Origin of the sequence: Stutzerimonas xanthomarina DSM 18231 (assembly GCF_900129835.1) — a bacterium.
Classification (GTDB): domain Bacteria; phylum Pseudomonadota; class Gammaproteobacteria; order Pseudomonadales; family Pseudomonadaceae; genus Stutzerimonas; species Stutzerimonas xanthomarina.
On sequence record NZ_FQXA01000007.1, the window covers coordinates 215,779 to 230,534 of the forward strand.

Below are 14,756 nucleotides of genomic sequence, written 5' to 3' on the forward strand. Positions count from 1 at the left end.
AAAGGGTCAAGCCCAGCGGCGGAAGATCAGCGACGTGTTGATGCCGCCAAAGGCAAAATTGTTGTTCATTACATATTCGTGCTGCATGGCGCGCGGCGCGCCGGCGAGGTAGTCCAGTTCGCCACAGCGCGGATCAATGCGGTCCAGATTGAGTGTGTGGATGTAGCGGTCGCGGTTCATCATCTCGATGCTGAACCAGGACTCCAGCGCGCCGCAGGCGCCCAGCGTGTGGCCAAGGAAGCTCTTCTGCGAGCTGATCGGCATACCGCTGCCAAACAGCGCTTGGGTCGCCTGGGTTTCGGCGATATCGCCTTGCTCGGTGGCAGTGCCATGTCCGTTCACGTAGCCAATGGCGCCGGCTTGCAGGCCGGCGTCTTCCAGCGCCAGTTCCATGGCGCGGCGCATGGTCAGCTGTTCCGGTTTGGTGGCGTGCTGGCCGTCGGCATTGCTGCCAAAGCCGGTCAGTTCGGCGTGGATGGTGGCGCCACGGGCCAGAGCATGCTCCAGCTCTTCGAGCACCAGCATGCCGGCACCTTCGCCAATCACCAGGCCATCGCGGCCAGCGTCGTAGGGTCGTGGGGATGTCTGCGGGGCGTCATTCTTCAGGCTGGTGGCGTACAGGGCATCGAAGACCATGGCTTCGGTGGCGCAGAGTTCCTCGGCGCCGCCCGCGAGCATCATCGGTAGGCGGCCGAACTTGATCGCCTCATACGCATAACCAATGCCCTGACTGCCGCTGGTACAGGCGCTTGACGTGGGAATGACCCGGCCAGTCAGGCCGAAGAAGATGCTGATATTGGCCGCCGTGGTGTGCGGCATCATGCGGATGTAGGAGTTGGCGTTCAGCCCATCAGCTACCGAGTTGAGCAGCATGTTGCCGAAGGCTTTGATTTCCTCGGTGCTGCCGGTGGACGAGCCGCAGGCGACGCCCATGCGACCGTCGCGGATTGACGGATCATCGAGCAGGCCCGCGTGATCGAGGGCCTGTTCTGCTGCCTTTACCGACAACCGTGATACCCGGCCCATGCTTCGCAGTTGCTTGCGCGTCCAGTGCTTGGGGACAGCGAAGTCATCCACCGGTCCCGCCAGACGGGTGTTGAGTTCGGTGAACCGGTCCCACTCCGGCATGTAGCGAATGCCGCTGCGGTTGCTGCTGAAGTAAGTCTCGATGCTGGCCCAGTCGCTGCCCAGCGAGGTAATGCCGGCCATGCCGGTGACGACGACACGCTTCATCAGCACAACCCACCATTGACAGCGAGGACCTGCCGGGTGATGTAGCTCGCTTCCTCCGACATCAGGAAATTGACCGCGCCGGCGACTTCCTCCGGCGTGCCCATGCGCTGTGCCGGGATCATCTTGAGCATTTCCTCGATGGGCAGGTTGTCGTCGAGCATGTCGGTGTCGATCAGTCCGGGTGCTACGCAGTTGACGGTGATCCGCCGTTTACCAAGTTCGACAGCCAAGGCCTTGGCCGCACCGATCACGCCGGCTTTGGAGGCGCTGTAGTTGACCTGGCCGCGGTTGCCGATCAATCCCGAAACCGAGGTGATGCAAACGATTCGCCCCGGCTGCCGACGCCGGATCATCGGCATGGTCAACGGCTGCAACACATTGTAGAAGCCGTCCAGGTTGGTGCGCATGACCAGATCCCAGTCGTCCTCGGTCAAGGCCGGAAAAGCGCCGTCGCGGGTTAGTCCGGCATTGCAGACAACCCCGTAGTAGGCGCCCTGGGTTTCGACATCCGCTTCCAGCTGTTCACGACATTGCGCGCGATCCGCTACATCGAACTGCAGGATCCGCGCCGTGCGGCCCATCTTCTGAATCTGCGCCTGGACGGTCTCCGCCTCGTCTCGCCGTGCGCGGCAATGCAGAACGATGTCGTGGCCACTTTTTGCCAGGCGCAAGGCAATGGCGCGGCCGATGCCACGGCTGGAACCGGTGACGAGGATGCTTTTACTCATGGTGAAGGCTCTTGCAGATAATTCGCCACTTCGGGCGGGCGAAACACGTTGAGGCGCGCCTCGGCATGGATGCCGGGCCCGTCGAGATGGCATTCGAACACGCCCATGCCGTTGTCATCCTGCAGCGAACGCAGCGCATGGATACGTAACAGGCTGCCGGCTGGGAAGTGCTCGACGTTGCATTGGAAGCTGCGCGTTCCCAGCAGAAAGCCCAGTTCCACCGGCTGCCCGATCAGCCGCGCCTGACAGCCGGCAAAGGCGGCGACCGTCTGCGCCATGATTTCGATGCCGGCCCAGGCTGGCAGGCTGCCGTCGGGCAAGTTGAGCAAGCCGGCGCTTTTGACCTGCAGCTGGGCGGTGATGCTTTCGGCGTCGAATGACTCGACCGCATCGAGCAGGATCATGTCTCCCGCATGAGGCAGCAGTTCGGCGACTGGCCAATCGATCATGGTGCATCCCCCAGGATCAGGCTGATGTTGTTACCGCCAAAGGCGAAGGAGTTGCTCATCATGCGTCGCGGTGCGGCAGTCGCAGCCGCCACGGTGCCGGCTACGACGAGGTCAAGGCGCGGCAATTCGGCGTCTTGCTCGCCGTCCCATCGATGCGGCGGTAGCAGCTGTGTGGGGTTGTGTTCCGACAACAGCAGCCAGCAGAACGCCGTTTCCAAGGCGCCGGCGGCACCGAGGGTGTGGCCGGTGAGCGGCTTGGTGGATGAGCAAGGCACGCCAGCCGGAAATACCCTGGCCACAGCTAGGCTTTCCATCGCATCGTTGTGCCGAGTGGCGGTGCCGTGCAGGTTCAGATAACCGATCTGTTCGGGCAGGATTCCGGCGCTGCTCATTGCGTTGCCCATCGACGCTATCGCGCCCAGGCCCTGCGGGTCAGGAGCGGAGATGTGGTGGGCATCGGAACTGGCGCCGCCACCGAGCAGGGCAATCGGCGCGCGCTCACGCGTCATCAGGAAGACCGCTGCCGCTTCGCCGATATTGATGCCGTCGCGGTTGACCGAGAACGGATTGCAGACGCGAATGCTGGTCGCCTCGAGGGCGCTGAAGCCGCGCAGTGTCAGATCGCACAGGGTATCCACGCCGCCACAGATCACTGCATCGCAAATGCCCGCATCCAGCAACCGTTTGGCGCTCAGCAGTGCTCGCGCGCTGGACGTACAGGCCGTGGATATCGCGTAGCTCGGGCCGCTGAGCTGCAGCCGCTCGCTGATGAAGCTGGCCGGCGCACAAAGCTCTTGATGGCTGTAGTGATAGCTGGACGGCAATTGGCCGTCACGTACCAGACGGGCTATTCCCTGGGTTGCCTCCTGAATGCCGGAGGTGCTGGTTCCCATGACCACGCCGACACGGCTTGGGCCGAAGCGCGAGATCGCTTCATGCACTTCGCATTCGATTTCGTCCAGGGCAGCCAACAGCAGCTGGTTGTTGCGGGTGGCGTGCTGCAGCGGCGCATCGGCAAGCGAGGGTAGCTTGCCGGTGACGGCGCCGACCGGCAGGCTGCGCCCGGCAATCCTCTGGGGATGCGGCTGCATGCCTGAGCCGTCGCCGGCCAGCAGTCGCTGGGCAACTTCAGCCTTGCCGCGCCCCAGGGCGCAAATCAGCCCGAGTGCATTGAGGTAGGCGGTCATGGTTGGCGGGCTCCGGCTGGCGCGATAGGCGCGACACCATAGGTCAGCGTCGGCCCGACGTCGAGTTCGAAGCCGCCATTATCCTGATAGCGAACGTGCCAGGCCGAGCTGCCGTCTGCCAGAGAGCGGCTGCTCCCGTGCAGCGTCCAGGGCTTGCCCGCATAGAGTTCGCCTAGCTGCTCGGCGGGGCTGAGTGCGAATAGCAGCGCGGCAAACAGCGCACGCGCTTCGGCATTGGGCGGCAGCAGCCCATCGACTTGCCAATGCCCATCAAGCAGCAGCTGGCGCGCCAGCGGTACGCCCAGCGGGTTGAACAGCGACCAGCGCAAGGCAGCCCCTTCTTGCTGAATCACCAGTAGCCAATCGTCCGTGGTGCCGTGCTCATGACGTTGGACATGCAACTGCATCGGCAACGACAGCAATGGCGTTTGACTCGGCAAAGGCTGTTGCTGGGCGCAGGCACCGAGCAACAGCAGCAGCGGCAGCCAGGTCAGGCGTGACAGGCAGTGTTTCAACGTGATCATGCGGGCGTTGGAGTGGCACAGAGCTCGGCCAATACGCGCAAGCGGCGTTGGGGCTCGGCGACGTAGGGGTTGCGGTCGTCCCAGGCGTAACCAGCGAGGATTGAGCAGATCATCCGGCGAATCTCCGGCTGGGCCCGTTCGTAGTAAATGACGTCCTGGAAGCTGCCGTCGTACCAGCCCTCGACATAGGTGCGGAAGGTATCCACGCCCCGCTTAAGCGGCGCTGCGAATTCGCTTTCCCAGTCCACTGCCTCGCCGTTCAGCTGTCGGTGCAATACGGCGGCCGCCATGCTCGCCGAGCGCATCGCGATGGTGACGCCGGATGAGAACACCGGGTCGAGAAACTCGGCGGCATTACCTAGAAGTGCAAAACCGCGGCCGTGCAGTGCTTTGACGCTTGCCGAATAGCCGTTGATCGGGCGTGCGGGGATGTCCCATTCCGCATGCTTGAGGATGCGCTTGAGGTTGGGGGCCTCCATGACGAATTCCTTGAGGCAGGCGTCCAGATCCACCGGGCGGCCCTCGTAGCGCTCGGCGCTGGCCACCACGCCCAGCGAGCAGCGGCCATCGCTGAACGGGATGGTCCAGAACCAGACGTCGCGCAGTTCCGGGTGGGTAGTGATGAGAATCTTGTCGCGGTCAAAGTGCGGGTCGTCAATGTTGTCCCTGATATGGGTGAACACCGCACGGCGCAGTGGAAAGCTCGACGGCGCTTCCAGATCGAGCAAGCGCGGCAGCACTCGGCCGTAGCCGCTGGCGTCGAGGACGAAGTCGGCCTGGAGCGCATATTCGCTACCGTCGAGGCGGCGCACCTGCAAACTCGGGCGCGAGCCGTCGAAATCTGCGGCAGTAATCTCCTCTTCGTAGCGAATCTCTACGCCTTGCAGCGCGGCCTGATCGGCCAGCAGCTTGTCGAAATCCGCCCGCTGAACCTGATAGGTGCTGCCGTGGCCTTCGGTGAATTTGTCGCGAAAATCGAACTCGGTGTAGCGTTTACCGCAGCCAAAGGCCGCGCCATGCTTGGTCTGAAAGCCAGCGGCCTGTACCGCCTCGAGCATGCCCGCTTCCTCGATGAAATCCAGGCAATGGGAGAGCAGGCTTTCACCAATCGAAAAGCGTGGAAACCGCTGTCGTTCGATGACCAGCACGTCGTGGCCCTGGCGCTTGAGCAGGGCAGCAGCGATAGCCCCGGAGGGCCCCGCGCCGATAACGACAACGCTACGGTTTTCAGGATGCGATGAAGCCTTCATGTGTTCGACTCGGTAAGGTGGCGGAAGCCGGTCGCTGCCGGCGGGTTGGGTAAGACAGGTCGTTTTTCAGGCGAGCACCGTATTCCGGTCGCGCCCGAAACTCAGCCAAGGCCCGCTGAGGCCATAACACGGCGCCACGCTGGAGGGTCAAGATGCTGGGTTTCCGGTGGTTTCTGCAGCCCAGGGCGCGAGCAGAAATGCGAATACCAGGCCGATGCCCACCGCCAGGCCAAAGTTGCTCACAGCCGGCGTGCTCGACAAGGCTAGCAGGCCGAACGACAGCCAGGTGGTGACGGCCGCGAGAAGGGTGCCGACCAGGCTCACTGCGGCACCACCGATTTGCTCACGCATGAGAATTGCGTAATCCACACCGATCGCCGTGACCAACAGCAGGCCGAACAGGCCGAACAGGGTCAATGGCTGGCCCAGCCAGCCGAGGCAGGCAAGGCTGCCAAGCGCCGCCAGCAGCGGAACAGCCAAACAGCGCAGGGCACCGCGCCAGCCGAATGGCAGGCACAGCAGCGCCAGAATGACGACAGCGGCCAGCAGTTTGAGCAGCGCTGCCTGGCGCTGGGTCTCGGCAAACAGACGATTCAGCTCGGCGGGCCGGTCGATGAGGCTGACCCCGCCGATACCGTCGGCCAGGCCGTGCAGCGCCGAACTGTCGCGAAGCCCCTGCAGGCTGATCAAGCCAGCAACTGTGCCGTCGCGTCGGCTACCCAGCCAGAGCGGGCGCCAAGGTTCGGCAAGCGGCCCGGCCAACACCTGATCGAGGCCGGTGACTGATAGCGCCTTGAGGTCAGCGAGTTCTTTTTCGAGCACCTCTGTGGTGATGCCAAGTGCCAGCAGCGGCTGGCTGTATTGCAGCAGGCGCGGCAACGTGAGATGCAGGCTCTCCTGGGCAACGGCTGGGGCAGCCAATTGGCTCAGGGCAAGATAGCCGTGCAGCTTCTGCTCTGCGACCAGCTCATCGAGGCGAGTGCCAAGCGCTTCCTGACGCTCCAGCAACTCGTCGGGTGTCTGTGCGCGAACCAGGAAATACTGGCTGGTCGGCTCGAAGCCGGTGATCTGGCCAATGCGCTCGGCCTGCTGCTGCAGCGCCGGCGCGCGGCTGACCCACTGGCGCAGGTCATCCTTGAACGACACTTGGCTGATACCGGCCAGGCAGAACACTACGAAGCCGGCCAGTAGCCAGCGCGAGGAAAGATGTTCGAGCAGACGCCGACGCAGGATCAAGGCGTGTTCAGCCCAGTTCAGCGGGGCGGCCCATGGTTGTAACGGAACGTTCACCAGCGCCGGCAGCAGGCAGGTAGCGCAGGCGAAGGCCCCGAGCAGTCCGGCCGCAGAAAACACCGCGACCTGGCTCAATGCTGGAAACGGTGTGAACGCCATGGCCAGATAGCCGATGACATTGGTCGCCAGCGCCAGAGCAAGGCCGGGCAGTGTCAGGCGCAAGGCTCGAAAGGCCTGCCATGGCTGCAATGTCCAGCTCTTGGACAGGTAGTGCAGCGGAAAATCGATGCTGACACCGACTAAGCTGGCTCCCAGCACCAGCGTCAGTACGTGGATCTGACCGAACAGCGCAACGCAGGCCGCGGCGCCACTGAGCGCGCCGACCAGCACTGGCAGGGCGACCAGCAGCACGCGCGGCGTACGGAACAGCAGATGCAGCAGAGCCAGGGTGGCGACGAGCGAGACGCTACCGATCAGGCCTGCTTCCTCACGCGCCTGACGCTGCCCATATGCGGCATGCAGCACGCCGCCCGCCGCGAGCAACTCGCCGTGCTGGGATTCGACCCAGCGGCGAGCGGCACGAACCTGATCGTCAACCTGCAGCGGCAGCTTGTCATCGAAGGCATCGCCGTCGATCTGTGCATGGATAACCGCCCAGCGCTGGCCGTCATGTTCGGCCAGCAGCGCGCCATCGAGGCGCGGGTGGATATTGCCCGATTGTGGCAGTCGCCGCTGCGCCAGATCGGCCAGGCCGAACCAGTCTTCTTCAACCGGCACCAGGCTGGTGCTTTCAAACGGGCTGAACAGGCGCTGCAGGCGTTGTTGAATGAACGCTTCGGGTGAGGCGATCAAGGCTTCGCGGCTGGCCCCGTCGAGCAATACCAGACGTTGATCCAGTAATTGCTGGCGTACGGCCGGCAAATCGGCCTGCACGGAGCGACGAATCTGCGCAAACAGGCCGCTGGCCTTGAGATTGCCGGCGACCTCCTTAGCCAGCGCGACTGCGGTGTCTTCGTCGGCATGCCCAACCAGCAGCATCAGATCGCGATTCAGCGGTTCCTGCACGCGCTGCTCGGCGAGTTGCTCGAGTTCCCCAGGCGCACCGCTGGGCAACAATTGCAGCAAATTAGCGCTGACCGGCGCGCCATCGCGCCATTGCCATGCGGTCAACGCGACCAGCCCAAGCAGGGCCAGAAAAAACAGTGAGGAGAGCCAGGCCGGCAGCCTGAGCGCGTGATCAGTCGGCGAGGTCATGGCGTTCGCTAGGGCTCAACTGATCATCGATCTGGACGTCGGTCAGCAGCAACAGTGTGCTGTCACCCTGGGCTTCACTCAGCTCGATACGCTCGGCGGTGGCCCCTCCCTGGATCAGAATGCTGGAGAAGATCTGTGCGAGCAGCCGGGAGCGCGGGGTTAGTGTCAACGCCCATGCCTGCGCAGTGCCAGTCAGCTGCAATTCAAAATCGCGCTGCAAGGCTTCGGTGTCGCCCTGCAGTACGGCTAGAAACAGTTCGTTCTGCCGCGCCGCGGGCCCTTGCTGACGGGTCTGCTGCCAGCCGCTGGGCGTGCGTCGGGCGATCCCGGCGGCGCTGATGCGGTAATCCTGTTGCACCGGGTCCTGCAGGAACCAGAGCAGACCGCTGTCGCGCGCCAGGACGAAGGTGCCCACGCTGACCAGAGGCTGGGGCAGGGCGCGCAGGTATTTCTCCTGGGTGAAGGTGCCGCGAACAACCGCCGGTTCGCCCAATTGCAAGCTGAGCTGCAGCAGATCGAATGCGTTGGCGCGGGCGGTCACCGCCAGCAACAGGCCCAGCGTAATCAGCGTGCGGCAAAAGAGGCTATTGAATAGACGCATCACAGCAGCGCGCGCTCCACGGCGTCGACCAGCACCTTCGGCGAGGCCAGCAGCATTTCACGGCTGGCGATCTCCACAGCGACCTGAACGGTGCTGCCTCGGGTCATACGCTCGCCGGTCTCGGCGTCGCTGATCAGGTAGTTGATCTTCAGGCGGTTCTCCCACTCGACCAGATCGGCGCGCACGACGATGCGTTGGTTGAAACGGGCGCCGCGGATGTAGCGCAGCTGCACGTCGATGATCGGCCAGGCGTAGCCGGCATCCCTCATCTGCATATAGTTGTGATCGATGCGGTCGAGCAGGGCGCAGCGCGCCATCTCGAAATACTTGACGTAATGGCCGTGCCAGACGATGTCCATGGAATCGACGTCGAAGAAGGGCACCAGCACTTCGACTTCTGCCTGCAGTACGCCGCCCTTACGCATACAGTCCCCAGTGCTGCGCACGAATGCGCTCGAGGCAAAGGCGCAGTTCGCTTTCCAGCGCACGGTCTTCGATCAGCGGTGGGAAGTCTTCGGCAAGCGCTTCGTGCATCACTGCGAGGGGGGCCGGTAGCGCCCGTGCCGCCGGCTGACGCTGGCGCAGCCAGACGCCCTGGTTCGCGGCGATCAGAGTGGCGGCGGCGACCTGTTCGGTCAGCTCCAGACTACGCAATGCATCGCGCGCGGCAATAGTGCCCATGCTGACCTTGTCCTGGTTGTGGCACTCGGTCGAGCGCGAAAAAACGCTGGCGGGCATGCTGTTTTTCAGGGCTTCGGCGGTCCAGGCGCTGGCTCCGATCTGCACGGCCTTGAAACCATGGTTGATCATCGCCGTGGCTTTGGGGGCGCCGGACAGGTTGCTCGGCAAGCCGTGGTTGTAGCGGGTGTCGACCAGCAACGCGAGCTGCCGGTCGAGCAGGTCGGCGACGTTGGCGACAAGATTCTTCAGGCTGTCCATGGCAAAGGCGATATGCCCGCCGTAGAAATGCCCACCATGCAGCACCCGCTCGTTTTCCGCGTCGATGATCGGGTTGTCATTGGCGCTGTTCAGTTCGGTTTCGATGAACTGCCGCAGCAGGCCCAGGCTGTCAGCCAGTACGCCGAGTACGTGCGGTGCGCAGCGCAGCGAGTAACGGTCCTGCAAGCGATGCAGCGGCGCGGTCGGTGCCTCGATGGCAAGGTCCTGACGAATCCAGGCGGCCACCTGTGTCTGCCCCGGGTGCGGCTTGGCCGCGAACAGGCGTTCGTCGAAATGCTCGGGGTTGCCTTCCAGCGCGATCACGTTGAGTGCGGTGATTCGGGTCGCCAGTTTCAGCAGGTAATCGGCGCGGGCGTAGGCGAGGCAGGCCAGGCCGGTCATCACTGCGGTGCCGTTCATCAACGCAAGGGCTTCTTTGGGACGGAGAGTCAGCGGCGTCCAGCCAAGCTGGCGGTGTACCTCGGCGGCGCTGCGGCGTTCGCCCCGATACATCACCTCTCGCTCGCCAGCCAGGGTCGCCGCGACATAGGACAGCGGCGTGAGGTCACCGCTCGCACCGACCGAGCCTTCTTCGGGGATCAATGGCAGCACGTCATGCTCGAGGAACGCCTGCATGCGCTCGAGCAACTCGATGCGTACGCCAGACATGCCGTGCGTCAGCGAACGCAGGCGGGCGCCCAGCACTGCTCGGGTGGCTTCCGCGTCGAGCAGCTTGCCCAGGCCGCAGCCGTGGAAGGTGAACAGGTGCTGTGGCAATGCCTCGACCTGATGCAGCGGCACCGCCACCACGCAGGAATCGCCATAGCCGGTGGTCACGCCGTAGATCACGCCTTCGCGGTCGAGCAGGGTGTCGAGAAACTGCGCGCCGCGGGCGATCCGTTCGCGGAACGCCGCGTCGGACTGCAGCCGGGCGGGCGCATGGCCCTGGGCGACGGCCAGCAGGTCTTCGATACGCAGATGGTTTTCACCAAAGATCACGGGCTCAGCGTTGTTCATGGGTGTTCCAGAAAGGGTAGAAGTTGAACCATTGCAAGGGTGCCTCCAGGCAGCGTGCCGCCAGTCGATCCGCGTAGCGCTGAACCCAGGCCTGCACCACGGCATCGCGCTGGCCACGCCGCCACTCGACGCGATCAGCGAAGGGCTCCAGATGGACATGGAATTGCCCCGCATGTTTCAGGCAGAACAGCAGATTCGCCGGGCACTGCAGCAAGCCGGCCAGCAGCCACGGCCCCTGCGGAAACGCGGCCGGCTGGCCAAGAAAATCGGCCGTGGCGATGCGCCCGCCCTGCAGCGGCACCCGATCACCGGCGATGGCGAGCCATTCGCCCTGATCCAGCCGATGGGACAACTCCATCATGATCGCCGGGTCGAGTTCGCTGACCTGAATCAGCCGCAAGTTGTTCGCGCCGGATTCATCCAGTAGCCGGTTGAACTGTTCGGCGTGACGGGTGTGCACCAGGACGTTCATCTTTACCTTACGGCCCATTTCCGCCAGGGCCCGGCAGATCTCCAGATTGCCCAGGTGCGATCCGACCAGCAGCTGGCCGCGTGGCGCCTTGAGGTCAGCGTGCAGGTTGGCGCTGTCATGCAGCACCAGTCGATCTAGCCTCAGACGTCCACCCCAGACATCGAGCTTGTCCAGCAAGGCATCGGCGAAGGCCATGAACTGGCGATAGACCGAGTGCCAGTTGGGCGCCAGATCGGCGCGGCCGCTGTACGCAGCGAGGTTCTGTTGGTACCGCCAGGCGCTCTGCCGCGCGCTGCGGTTGAACAGGTAGAAATACAGCACGATCAGGTACAGCAGCGGTGCCATGGCACGTCGGCCGAGCAGGCGCACGGCCCAGGCCGTTAGCTTCATCAAGGCAAAGCTGCCCCGCTCGCGGTGCGCGGCCCAATGCGAACCGGCTGCGGCCTGTTCGCTCATCCCCTCCACCTCCGCCAGAGCAGCGCTGGCGCCCGCATGAGCATGCCGCCGAACAGTCGTGCGTGCATCGACGAGATCAGCAGGTTGTCGCGCCACAGACGGAAGTGCGAAACCCCATCGGCCGGGTAGTGCACCCGCGTCGGCAGCCAGACCATCGGCTGCTGTCGCCAGTGCAGGCGCACCAGGATTTCGGTGTCGAAGTCCATGCGCTGACCCACCTTCGTCGAGTCGAGCAGGGCCAGAGCCGGCTGCAGCGGATAGACACGAAAGCCGCACATGGAGTCGCGGATAGACAATGACAGCGTATTGATCCAGACCCAGACATGGGTCAGGTAGCGGGCATAGAGGCGCCCTTTGGGCACACTCGAATCGTATTGCGGGTAGCCACAGATCAGCGCATCCGGCGCCTGGCTGGCGCGGTCGAGGAACAGCGGCACGCCGCTCAGGTCGTGTTGGCCGTCGGCATCGACTTGCAACGCGTGGCTGAAACCCAGACGCGACGCCTCGCGCAGGCCGGATGCGACCGCTGCGCCTTTGCCTTGATTGCGGCGGTGGCGGAGCAGGTGGACTGAGGGTTGTTCTGCCAACTCATCGATAACCGCCGCCGCTGCCGGGCTGGAGCCATCATCAACCAGCACGCACTGCAAGTCTTCGGCGAGCAATGCACGAACGACGCCGGGCAGGCTGGCTTCGTGGTTGTACACCGGCACCACCGCGCACGGCTTGAACCAGTCTTCGTCAATCGCTAACGACAACTGTTGAGGGCTGTCCTTAACGGGCACGGTCGCCATCGCAGGCTCAAGCGGGGTAAGCATGGTCACAGCGGATCTCCCAGCAGAATGCGGCCGGACGAGCAGGGCGCGTCGCCGTTGCGGTATGCGAAATGCAGCTTGCGGCGCTCGCGGTCGAAACGCAGGGTCAGGCTCAACTGGTCACCCGGACGGGCGAGCTGTTGGAACTTGAGTACTTCCATGCCTTGGAAGCTCGGCGGCAGGTCGGCGATCAGCTCGCGGGCAAGGCCGATGGCCCAGTCGATCTGCACCACGCCGGGGAGAACCGGGGTTTGCGGAAAGTGCCCGGTGAAGTGCGCCAGGTCCGGCGGGACGGCCAGCAGGAGCTGCCATTGATCCTCGTCCCGGGAGACGCTGAGTCGTTCGGGCTGCAACGGCCGTGGTGCCTGCAACAGTGCATCGAGTTGTGCCTGGGGCACCTTGCCCTGGCTGTTGCAGGGCAGATGGGTCAGTAGCCGCCAGCGGCGCGGCAAGGCCAGCGCTTCGCAGTGGTCTGCCAAGTGCTTGCGCAACGTCTCGGTCAATGCGCGTCGGCCACCGTTGCGCAGGGCGTGCAGGCCCGCCTCACTGAGCGCAACCAGCGCCGCGAGGTAGGCACGGTTGTCGCTGACCACGCCGAGGCGCGCTTCGCTGACAAAAGGGTGTGTGGCCAGGGCTGTTTCCAGCATTGGCAGGGAGATGCGTTTTTCTTCCAGCTTGACGATGCGATCCAGTCGGCCGAGCAATTCGAAGCGCCCATCGCTCTCGATTCGCGCCGCATCGGCCGTCTGTTCTGTATGGCCTGGCGGCAGGCAGGGCGAGGCGATGCGCAAAGCTCCGTTGTCGTCCTGGCCCAACTGGACGCCGGGGAAGGGTTGCCACAGATGCCCGCCTTGGCGCCAGGCGATACCGCCGGTCTCGGAACTGCCGTAGATCTCGGTCGGAAGCTGACCCAGACGCTGCTGCAATCGCTGCGCAGCCTCGATATCCAAGGCTCCCCCCGAGGAAAAGACGCGGCGCACGCTGCGCAACGCCGGCCAGTCGAGGTTGTCGCCCATGCGCTTGAGCAACGCCGGGCTGGCCACCCAGCAGAAGCGCAAATGCGGGCGGCTGGCTAGCTGGATATCTTCAGGGAAGGGTTGTGCGCGACGCAGAAACGGCCGGCCCGCGCACAACGGCCAGAGCACCCGGAACAGCAGCCCATAGATGTGCTGCGCCGCGACGCTGGCGATCACGCAGGCATCGCCGAGGTCGGGGCCCCAGCAGGCTTCGAGGATTTCCACCTCGTTCGCCAGCTGGCGTAGGCGCTTGTCGATCAGCTTCGGTTCGCCACTGGAGCCGGACGTGCAGAGCAGCAGCCGACACCTGTCCAGGTCCAGCTTCGCCGGTTCCAGCGGTTCGGCGAACAGCTCCGAGATATGCGCATCGCCGTCCTGGTCTGTCAGCCATAGATCGGCCTGGTGCGCCAGGCGCGCACGGCTCGCGGGCTGCAGATCAGCCGGCAGCAGCACGGTCACGCCGGCTCGCCAGGCGCCGAGCAGCGCAATCGCCAGCTCGCCGGCATCCTCCAGATGCACCGCGAGTCGGGCGACGCCGCGGTTACGCAGCCCTGCGGCCAGACGCAGCGCTTGCTGACGCAGTTCGGCATGCTCCAGCACCGAATCGAGCGTGACCGGACGCGACTTGGGCGCGTGGTCGAGCAGGTGTTCGAGGGCAATCCAGTTCATGTTGCTTTCCTGACTCGCTGACGGACTAACCACTCACCGGCAAACAACAGCCCCATCAGCAGATAGGCGATCAGTCCGGTGTATAGCGTCCACCAGCTCAGCGGCGCCCAGAGCGCGAGTCCGCTGGCGATGCCGGCGTTAACGAGGAAGTAGCCCAGCCAGACCCAGGTCACCTGCCGCGTATAGCGCACCGCTGCCGGCGGGAGTTCGGGTTCGCTCAGCCGCGCGAGGCGCTCGATGATCGGCATGCCGGAGTAGAGGCTGCCGGCAAACAGGCCGAACAGGGCCAGGCTGATCAGTACCGGGTACCAGCGCAGCAGCGCCGGCTCGCCCGCCAGCCCAAGCAACAGGCAGAACAGCAGGGCAGTCGCTGCCATCGTGTAGCTCAGCGGTGTCTGCTTGCTGCTGCATAGGCGAGCCAGCCAGAGCGTGCCGAGCAGCAGGGCGAACAGCCGGGGCGACAGGTGCTCCAGACCAAGGTACACACCAAACGGGTAGGCGAGGCCGGCCAGCAGCAGGCCAAGGCCAATCAGCCGGCTGGCGTTCGCTTTGCCTGTTGGTGCGGGTGCATGCATCGTGCCGTCCATTTGCGCATGGAGCCATTATCCGGGTAACGCTGCGGCTACCCGGATAATGGCTGTTCTGTTGATCGGGCGGGTCAGGCCGGCTGCGGGTTGACCAGTCGATAGACCGCTTCGACGACATCGCCCACGGTCCGTACCGACTTGAATTCCTCCGCGGCAATCTTCTTGCCCGTCTGGCGCTTGATGTGATCGATCAGGTCGACCGCGTCGATGCTGTCGATTTCCAGGTCCTGGTAAAGGTTGGCTTCCAGGCTGATCCGCTCAGGTTCGAGTTCGAACAGCTCAACCAGTGCGTCACGCAGGGTCTGGAATATCTCGTCGCGGCTTTTCAT

At 64.2% G+C, this 14,756-nt stretch carries 15 protein-coding genes; all 15 read right to left on the reverse strand.

Features of this window, described 5'->3' with window-relative positions; all coding sequences use genetic code 11:
* Positions 1-6 precede the first annotated feature (6 nt).
* The 15 genes from BUE09_RS17900 to BUE09_RS17970 all read right to left on the reverse strand — a co-directional run bounded on the left by BUE09_RS17900 (position 7) and on the right by BUE09_RS17970 (position 14,756).
* Positions 7-1,233, reverse strand: coding sequence for a beta-ketoacyl-ACP synthase (locus BUE09_RS17900; RefSeq protein ID WP_073303083.1), 1,227 nt, complete (start codon positions 1,231-1,233; stop codon positions 7-9).
* Complete coding sequence (fabG, locus tag BUE09_RS17905; protein ID WP_073303086.1) at positions 1,233-1,961, reverse strand: 3-oxoacyl-ACP reductase FabG; 729 nt, start codon at positions 1,959-1,961, stop codon at positions 1,233-1,235. The genes BUE09_RS17900 and fabG overlap by 1 nt, the downstream gene beginning before the upstream one ends.
* Positions 1,958-2,410: a hotdog family protein gene (locus BUE09_RS17910; RefSeq protein WP_073303088.1), complete on the reverse strand. Its 453-nt coding sequence runs from the start codon at positions 2,408-2,410 to the stop codon at positions 1,958-1,960. The genes fabG and BUE09_RS17910 overlap by 4 nt, the downstream gene beginning before the upstream one ends.
* On the reverse strand, positions 2,407-3,597 hold the full coding sequence (locus BUE09_RS17915; RefSeq protein WP_073303090.1) for a beta-ketoacyl-[acyl-carrier-protein] synthase family protein: 1,191 nt from the start codon (positions 3,595-3,597) through the stop codon (positions 2,407-2,409). The genes BUE09_RS17910 and BUE09_RS17915 overlap by 4 nt, the downstream gene beginning before the upstream one ends.
* The gene (locus tag BUE09_RS17920) at positions 3,594-4,121 is read right to left on the reverse strand and encodes a hypothetical protein (RefSeq protein ID WP_073303092.1); all 528 of its coding nucleotides are present in this window, start codon (positions 4,119-4,121) and stop codon (positions 3,594-3,596) included. Before BUE09_RS17920 ends, BUE09_RS17915 begins: the two co-directional genes overlap by 4 nt.
* The gene (locus BUE09_RS17925) at positions 4,118-5,371 is read right to left on the reverse strand and encodes an NAD(P)/FAD-dependent oxidoreductase (RefSeq protein WP_073303094.1); all 1,254 of its coding nucleotides are present in this window, start codon (positions 5,369-5,371) and stop codon (positions 4,118-4,120) included. Before BUE09_RS17925 ends, BUE09_RS17920 begins: the two co-directional genes overlap by 4 nt.
* A gap of 147 nt (positions 5,372-5,518) precedes the next feature.
* Positions 5,519-7,858: an MMPL family transporter gene (locus BUE09_RS17930; RefSeq protein ID WP_073303096.1), complete on the reverse strand. Its 2,340-nt coding sequence runs from the start codon at positions 7,856-7,858 to the stop codon at positions 5,519-5,521.
* A complete protein-coding gene (locus BUE09_RS17935) occupies positions 7,842-8,459 on the reverse strand; it encodes an outer membrane lipoprotein carrier protein LolA (RefSeq protein WP_073303099.1) in 618 nt (205 codons plus the stop codon). The genes BUE09_RS17930 and BUE09_RS17935 overlap by 17 nt, the downstream gene beginning before the upstream one ends.
* Complete coding sequence (locus BUE09_RS17940; protein ID WP_073303101.1) at positions 8,459-8,884, reverse strand: acyl-CoA thioesterase; 426 nt, start codon at positions 8,882-8,884, stop codon at positions 8,459-8,461. Before BUE09_RS17940 ends, BUE09_RS17935 begins: the two co-directional genes overlap by 1 nt.
* Positions 8,877-10,415, reverse strand: a complete 1,539-nt coding sequence (locus tag BUE09_RS17945; RefSeq protein WP_073303103.1) for an HAL/PAL/TAL family ammonia-lyase — start codon at positions 10,413-10,415, stop codon at positions 8,877-8,879. The genes BUE09_RS17940 and BUE09_RS17945 overlap by 8 nt, the downstream gene beginning before the upstream one ends.
* Positions 10,402-11,343, reverse strand: a complete 942-nt coding sequence (locus BUE09_RS17950; RefSeq protein WP_073303106.1) for an LpxL/LpxP family acyltransferase — start codon at positions 11,341-11,343, stop codon at positions 10,402-10,404. The genes BUE09_RS17945 and BUE09_RS17950 overlap by 14 nt, the downstream gene beginning before the upstream one ends.
* Entirely contained in the window at positions 11,340-12,164 is an 825-nt protein-coding gene (locus tag BUE09_RS17955) for a glycosyltransferase family 2 protein (RefSeq protein WP_417781072.1), read from the reverse strand. The genes BUE09_RS17950 and BUE09_RS17955 overlap by 4 nt, the downstream gene beginning before the upstream one ends.
* On the reverse strand, positions 12,161-13,840 hold the full coding sequence (locus BUE09_RS17960; RefSeq protein ID WP_073303108.1) for an acyl-CoA synthetase family protein: 1,680 nt from the start codon (positions 13,838-13,840) through the stop codon (positions 12,161-12,163). The genes BUE09_RS17955 and BUE09_RS17960 overlap by 4 nt, the downstream gene beginning before the upstream one ends.
* Positions 13,837-14,415, reverse strand: coding sequence for a COG4648 family protein (locus BUE09_RS17965; RefSeq protein ID WP_073303110.1), 579 nt, complete (start codon positions 14,413-14,415; stop codon positions 13,837-13,839). Before BUE09_RS17965 ends, BUE09_RS17960 begins: the two co-directional genes overlap by 4 nt.
* A gap of 83 nt (positions 14,416-14,498) precedes the next feature.
* Positions 14,499-14,756: an acyl carrier protein gene (locus BUE09_RS17970; RefSeq protein ID WP_019341322.1), complete on the reverse strand. Its 258-nt coding sequence runs from the start codon at positions 14,754-14,756 to the stop codon at positions 14,499-14,501.

Excerpts from the sequence above, each read along its gene's own strand:
- BUE09_RS17900 (WP_073303083.1), bottom strand. The coding sequence starts at position 1,233 with ATGAAGCGTGTCGTCGTCACCGGCATGGCCGGCATTACCTCGCTGGGC.
- fabG (WP_073303086.1), bottom strand. The coding sequence starts at position 1,961 with ATGAGTAAAAGCATCCTCGTCACCGGTTCCAGCCGTGGCATCGGCCGC.
- BUE09_RS17910 (WP_073303088.1), bottom strand. The coding sequence starts at position 2,410 with ATGATCGATTGGCCAGTCGCCGAACTGCTGCCTCATGCGGGAGACATG.
- BUE09_RS17915 (WP_073303090.1), bottom strand. The coding sequence starts at position 3,597 with ATGACCGCCTACCTCAATGCACTCGGGCTGATTTGCGCCCTGGGGCGC.
- BUE09_RS17920 (WP_073303092.1), bottom strand. The coding sequence starts at position 4,121 with ATGATCACGTTGAAACACTGCCTGTCACGCCTGACCTGGCTGCCGCTG.
- BUE09_RS17925 (WP_073303094.1), bottom strand. The coding sequence starts at position 5,371 with ATGAAGGCTTCATCGCATCCTGAAAACCGTAGCGTTGTCGTTATCGGC.
- BUE09_RS17930 (WP_073303096.1), bottom strand. The coding sequence starts at position 7,858 with ATGACCTCGCCGACTGATCACGCGCTCAGGCTGCCGGCCTGGCTCTCC.
- BUE09_RS17935 (WP_073303099.1), bottom strand. The coding sequence starts at position 8,459 with ATGCGTCTATTCAATAGCCTCTTTTGCCGCACGCTGATTACGCTGGGC.
- BUE09_RS17940 (WP_073303101.1), bottom strand. The coding sequence starts at position 8,884 with ATGCGTAAGGGCGGCGTACTGCAGGCAGAAGTCGAAGTGCTGGTGCCC.
- BUE09_RS17945 (WP_073303103.1), bottom strand. The coding sequence starts at position 10,415 with ATGAACAACGCTGAGCCCGTGATCTTTGGTGAAAACCATCTGCGTATC.
- BUE09_RS17950 (WP_073303106.1), bottom strand. The coding sequence starts at position 11,343 with ATGAGCGAACAGGCCGCAGCCGGTTCGCATTGGGCCGCGCACCGCGAG.
- BUE09_RS17960 (WP_073303108.1), bottom strand. The coding sequence starts at position 13,840 with ATGAACTGGATTGCCCTCGAACACCTGCTCGACCACGCGCCCAAGTCG.
- BUE09_RS17965 (WP_073303110.1), bottom strand. The coding sequence starts at position 14,415 with ATGCATGCACCCGCACCAACAGGCAAAGCGAACGCCAGCCGGCTGATT.
- BUE09_RS17970 (WP_019341322.1), bottom strand. The coding sequence starts at position 14,756 with ATGAAAAGCCGCGACGAGATATTCCAGACCCTGCGTGACGCACTGGTT.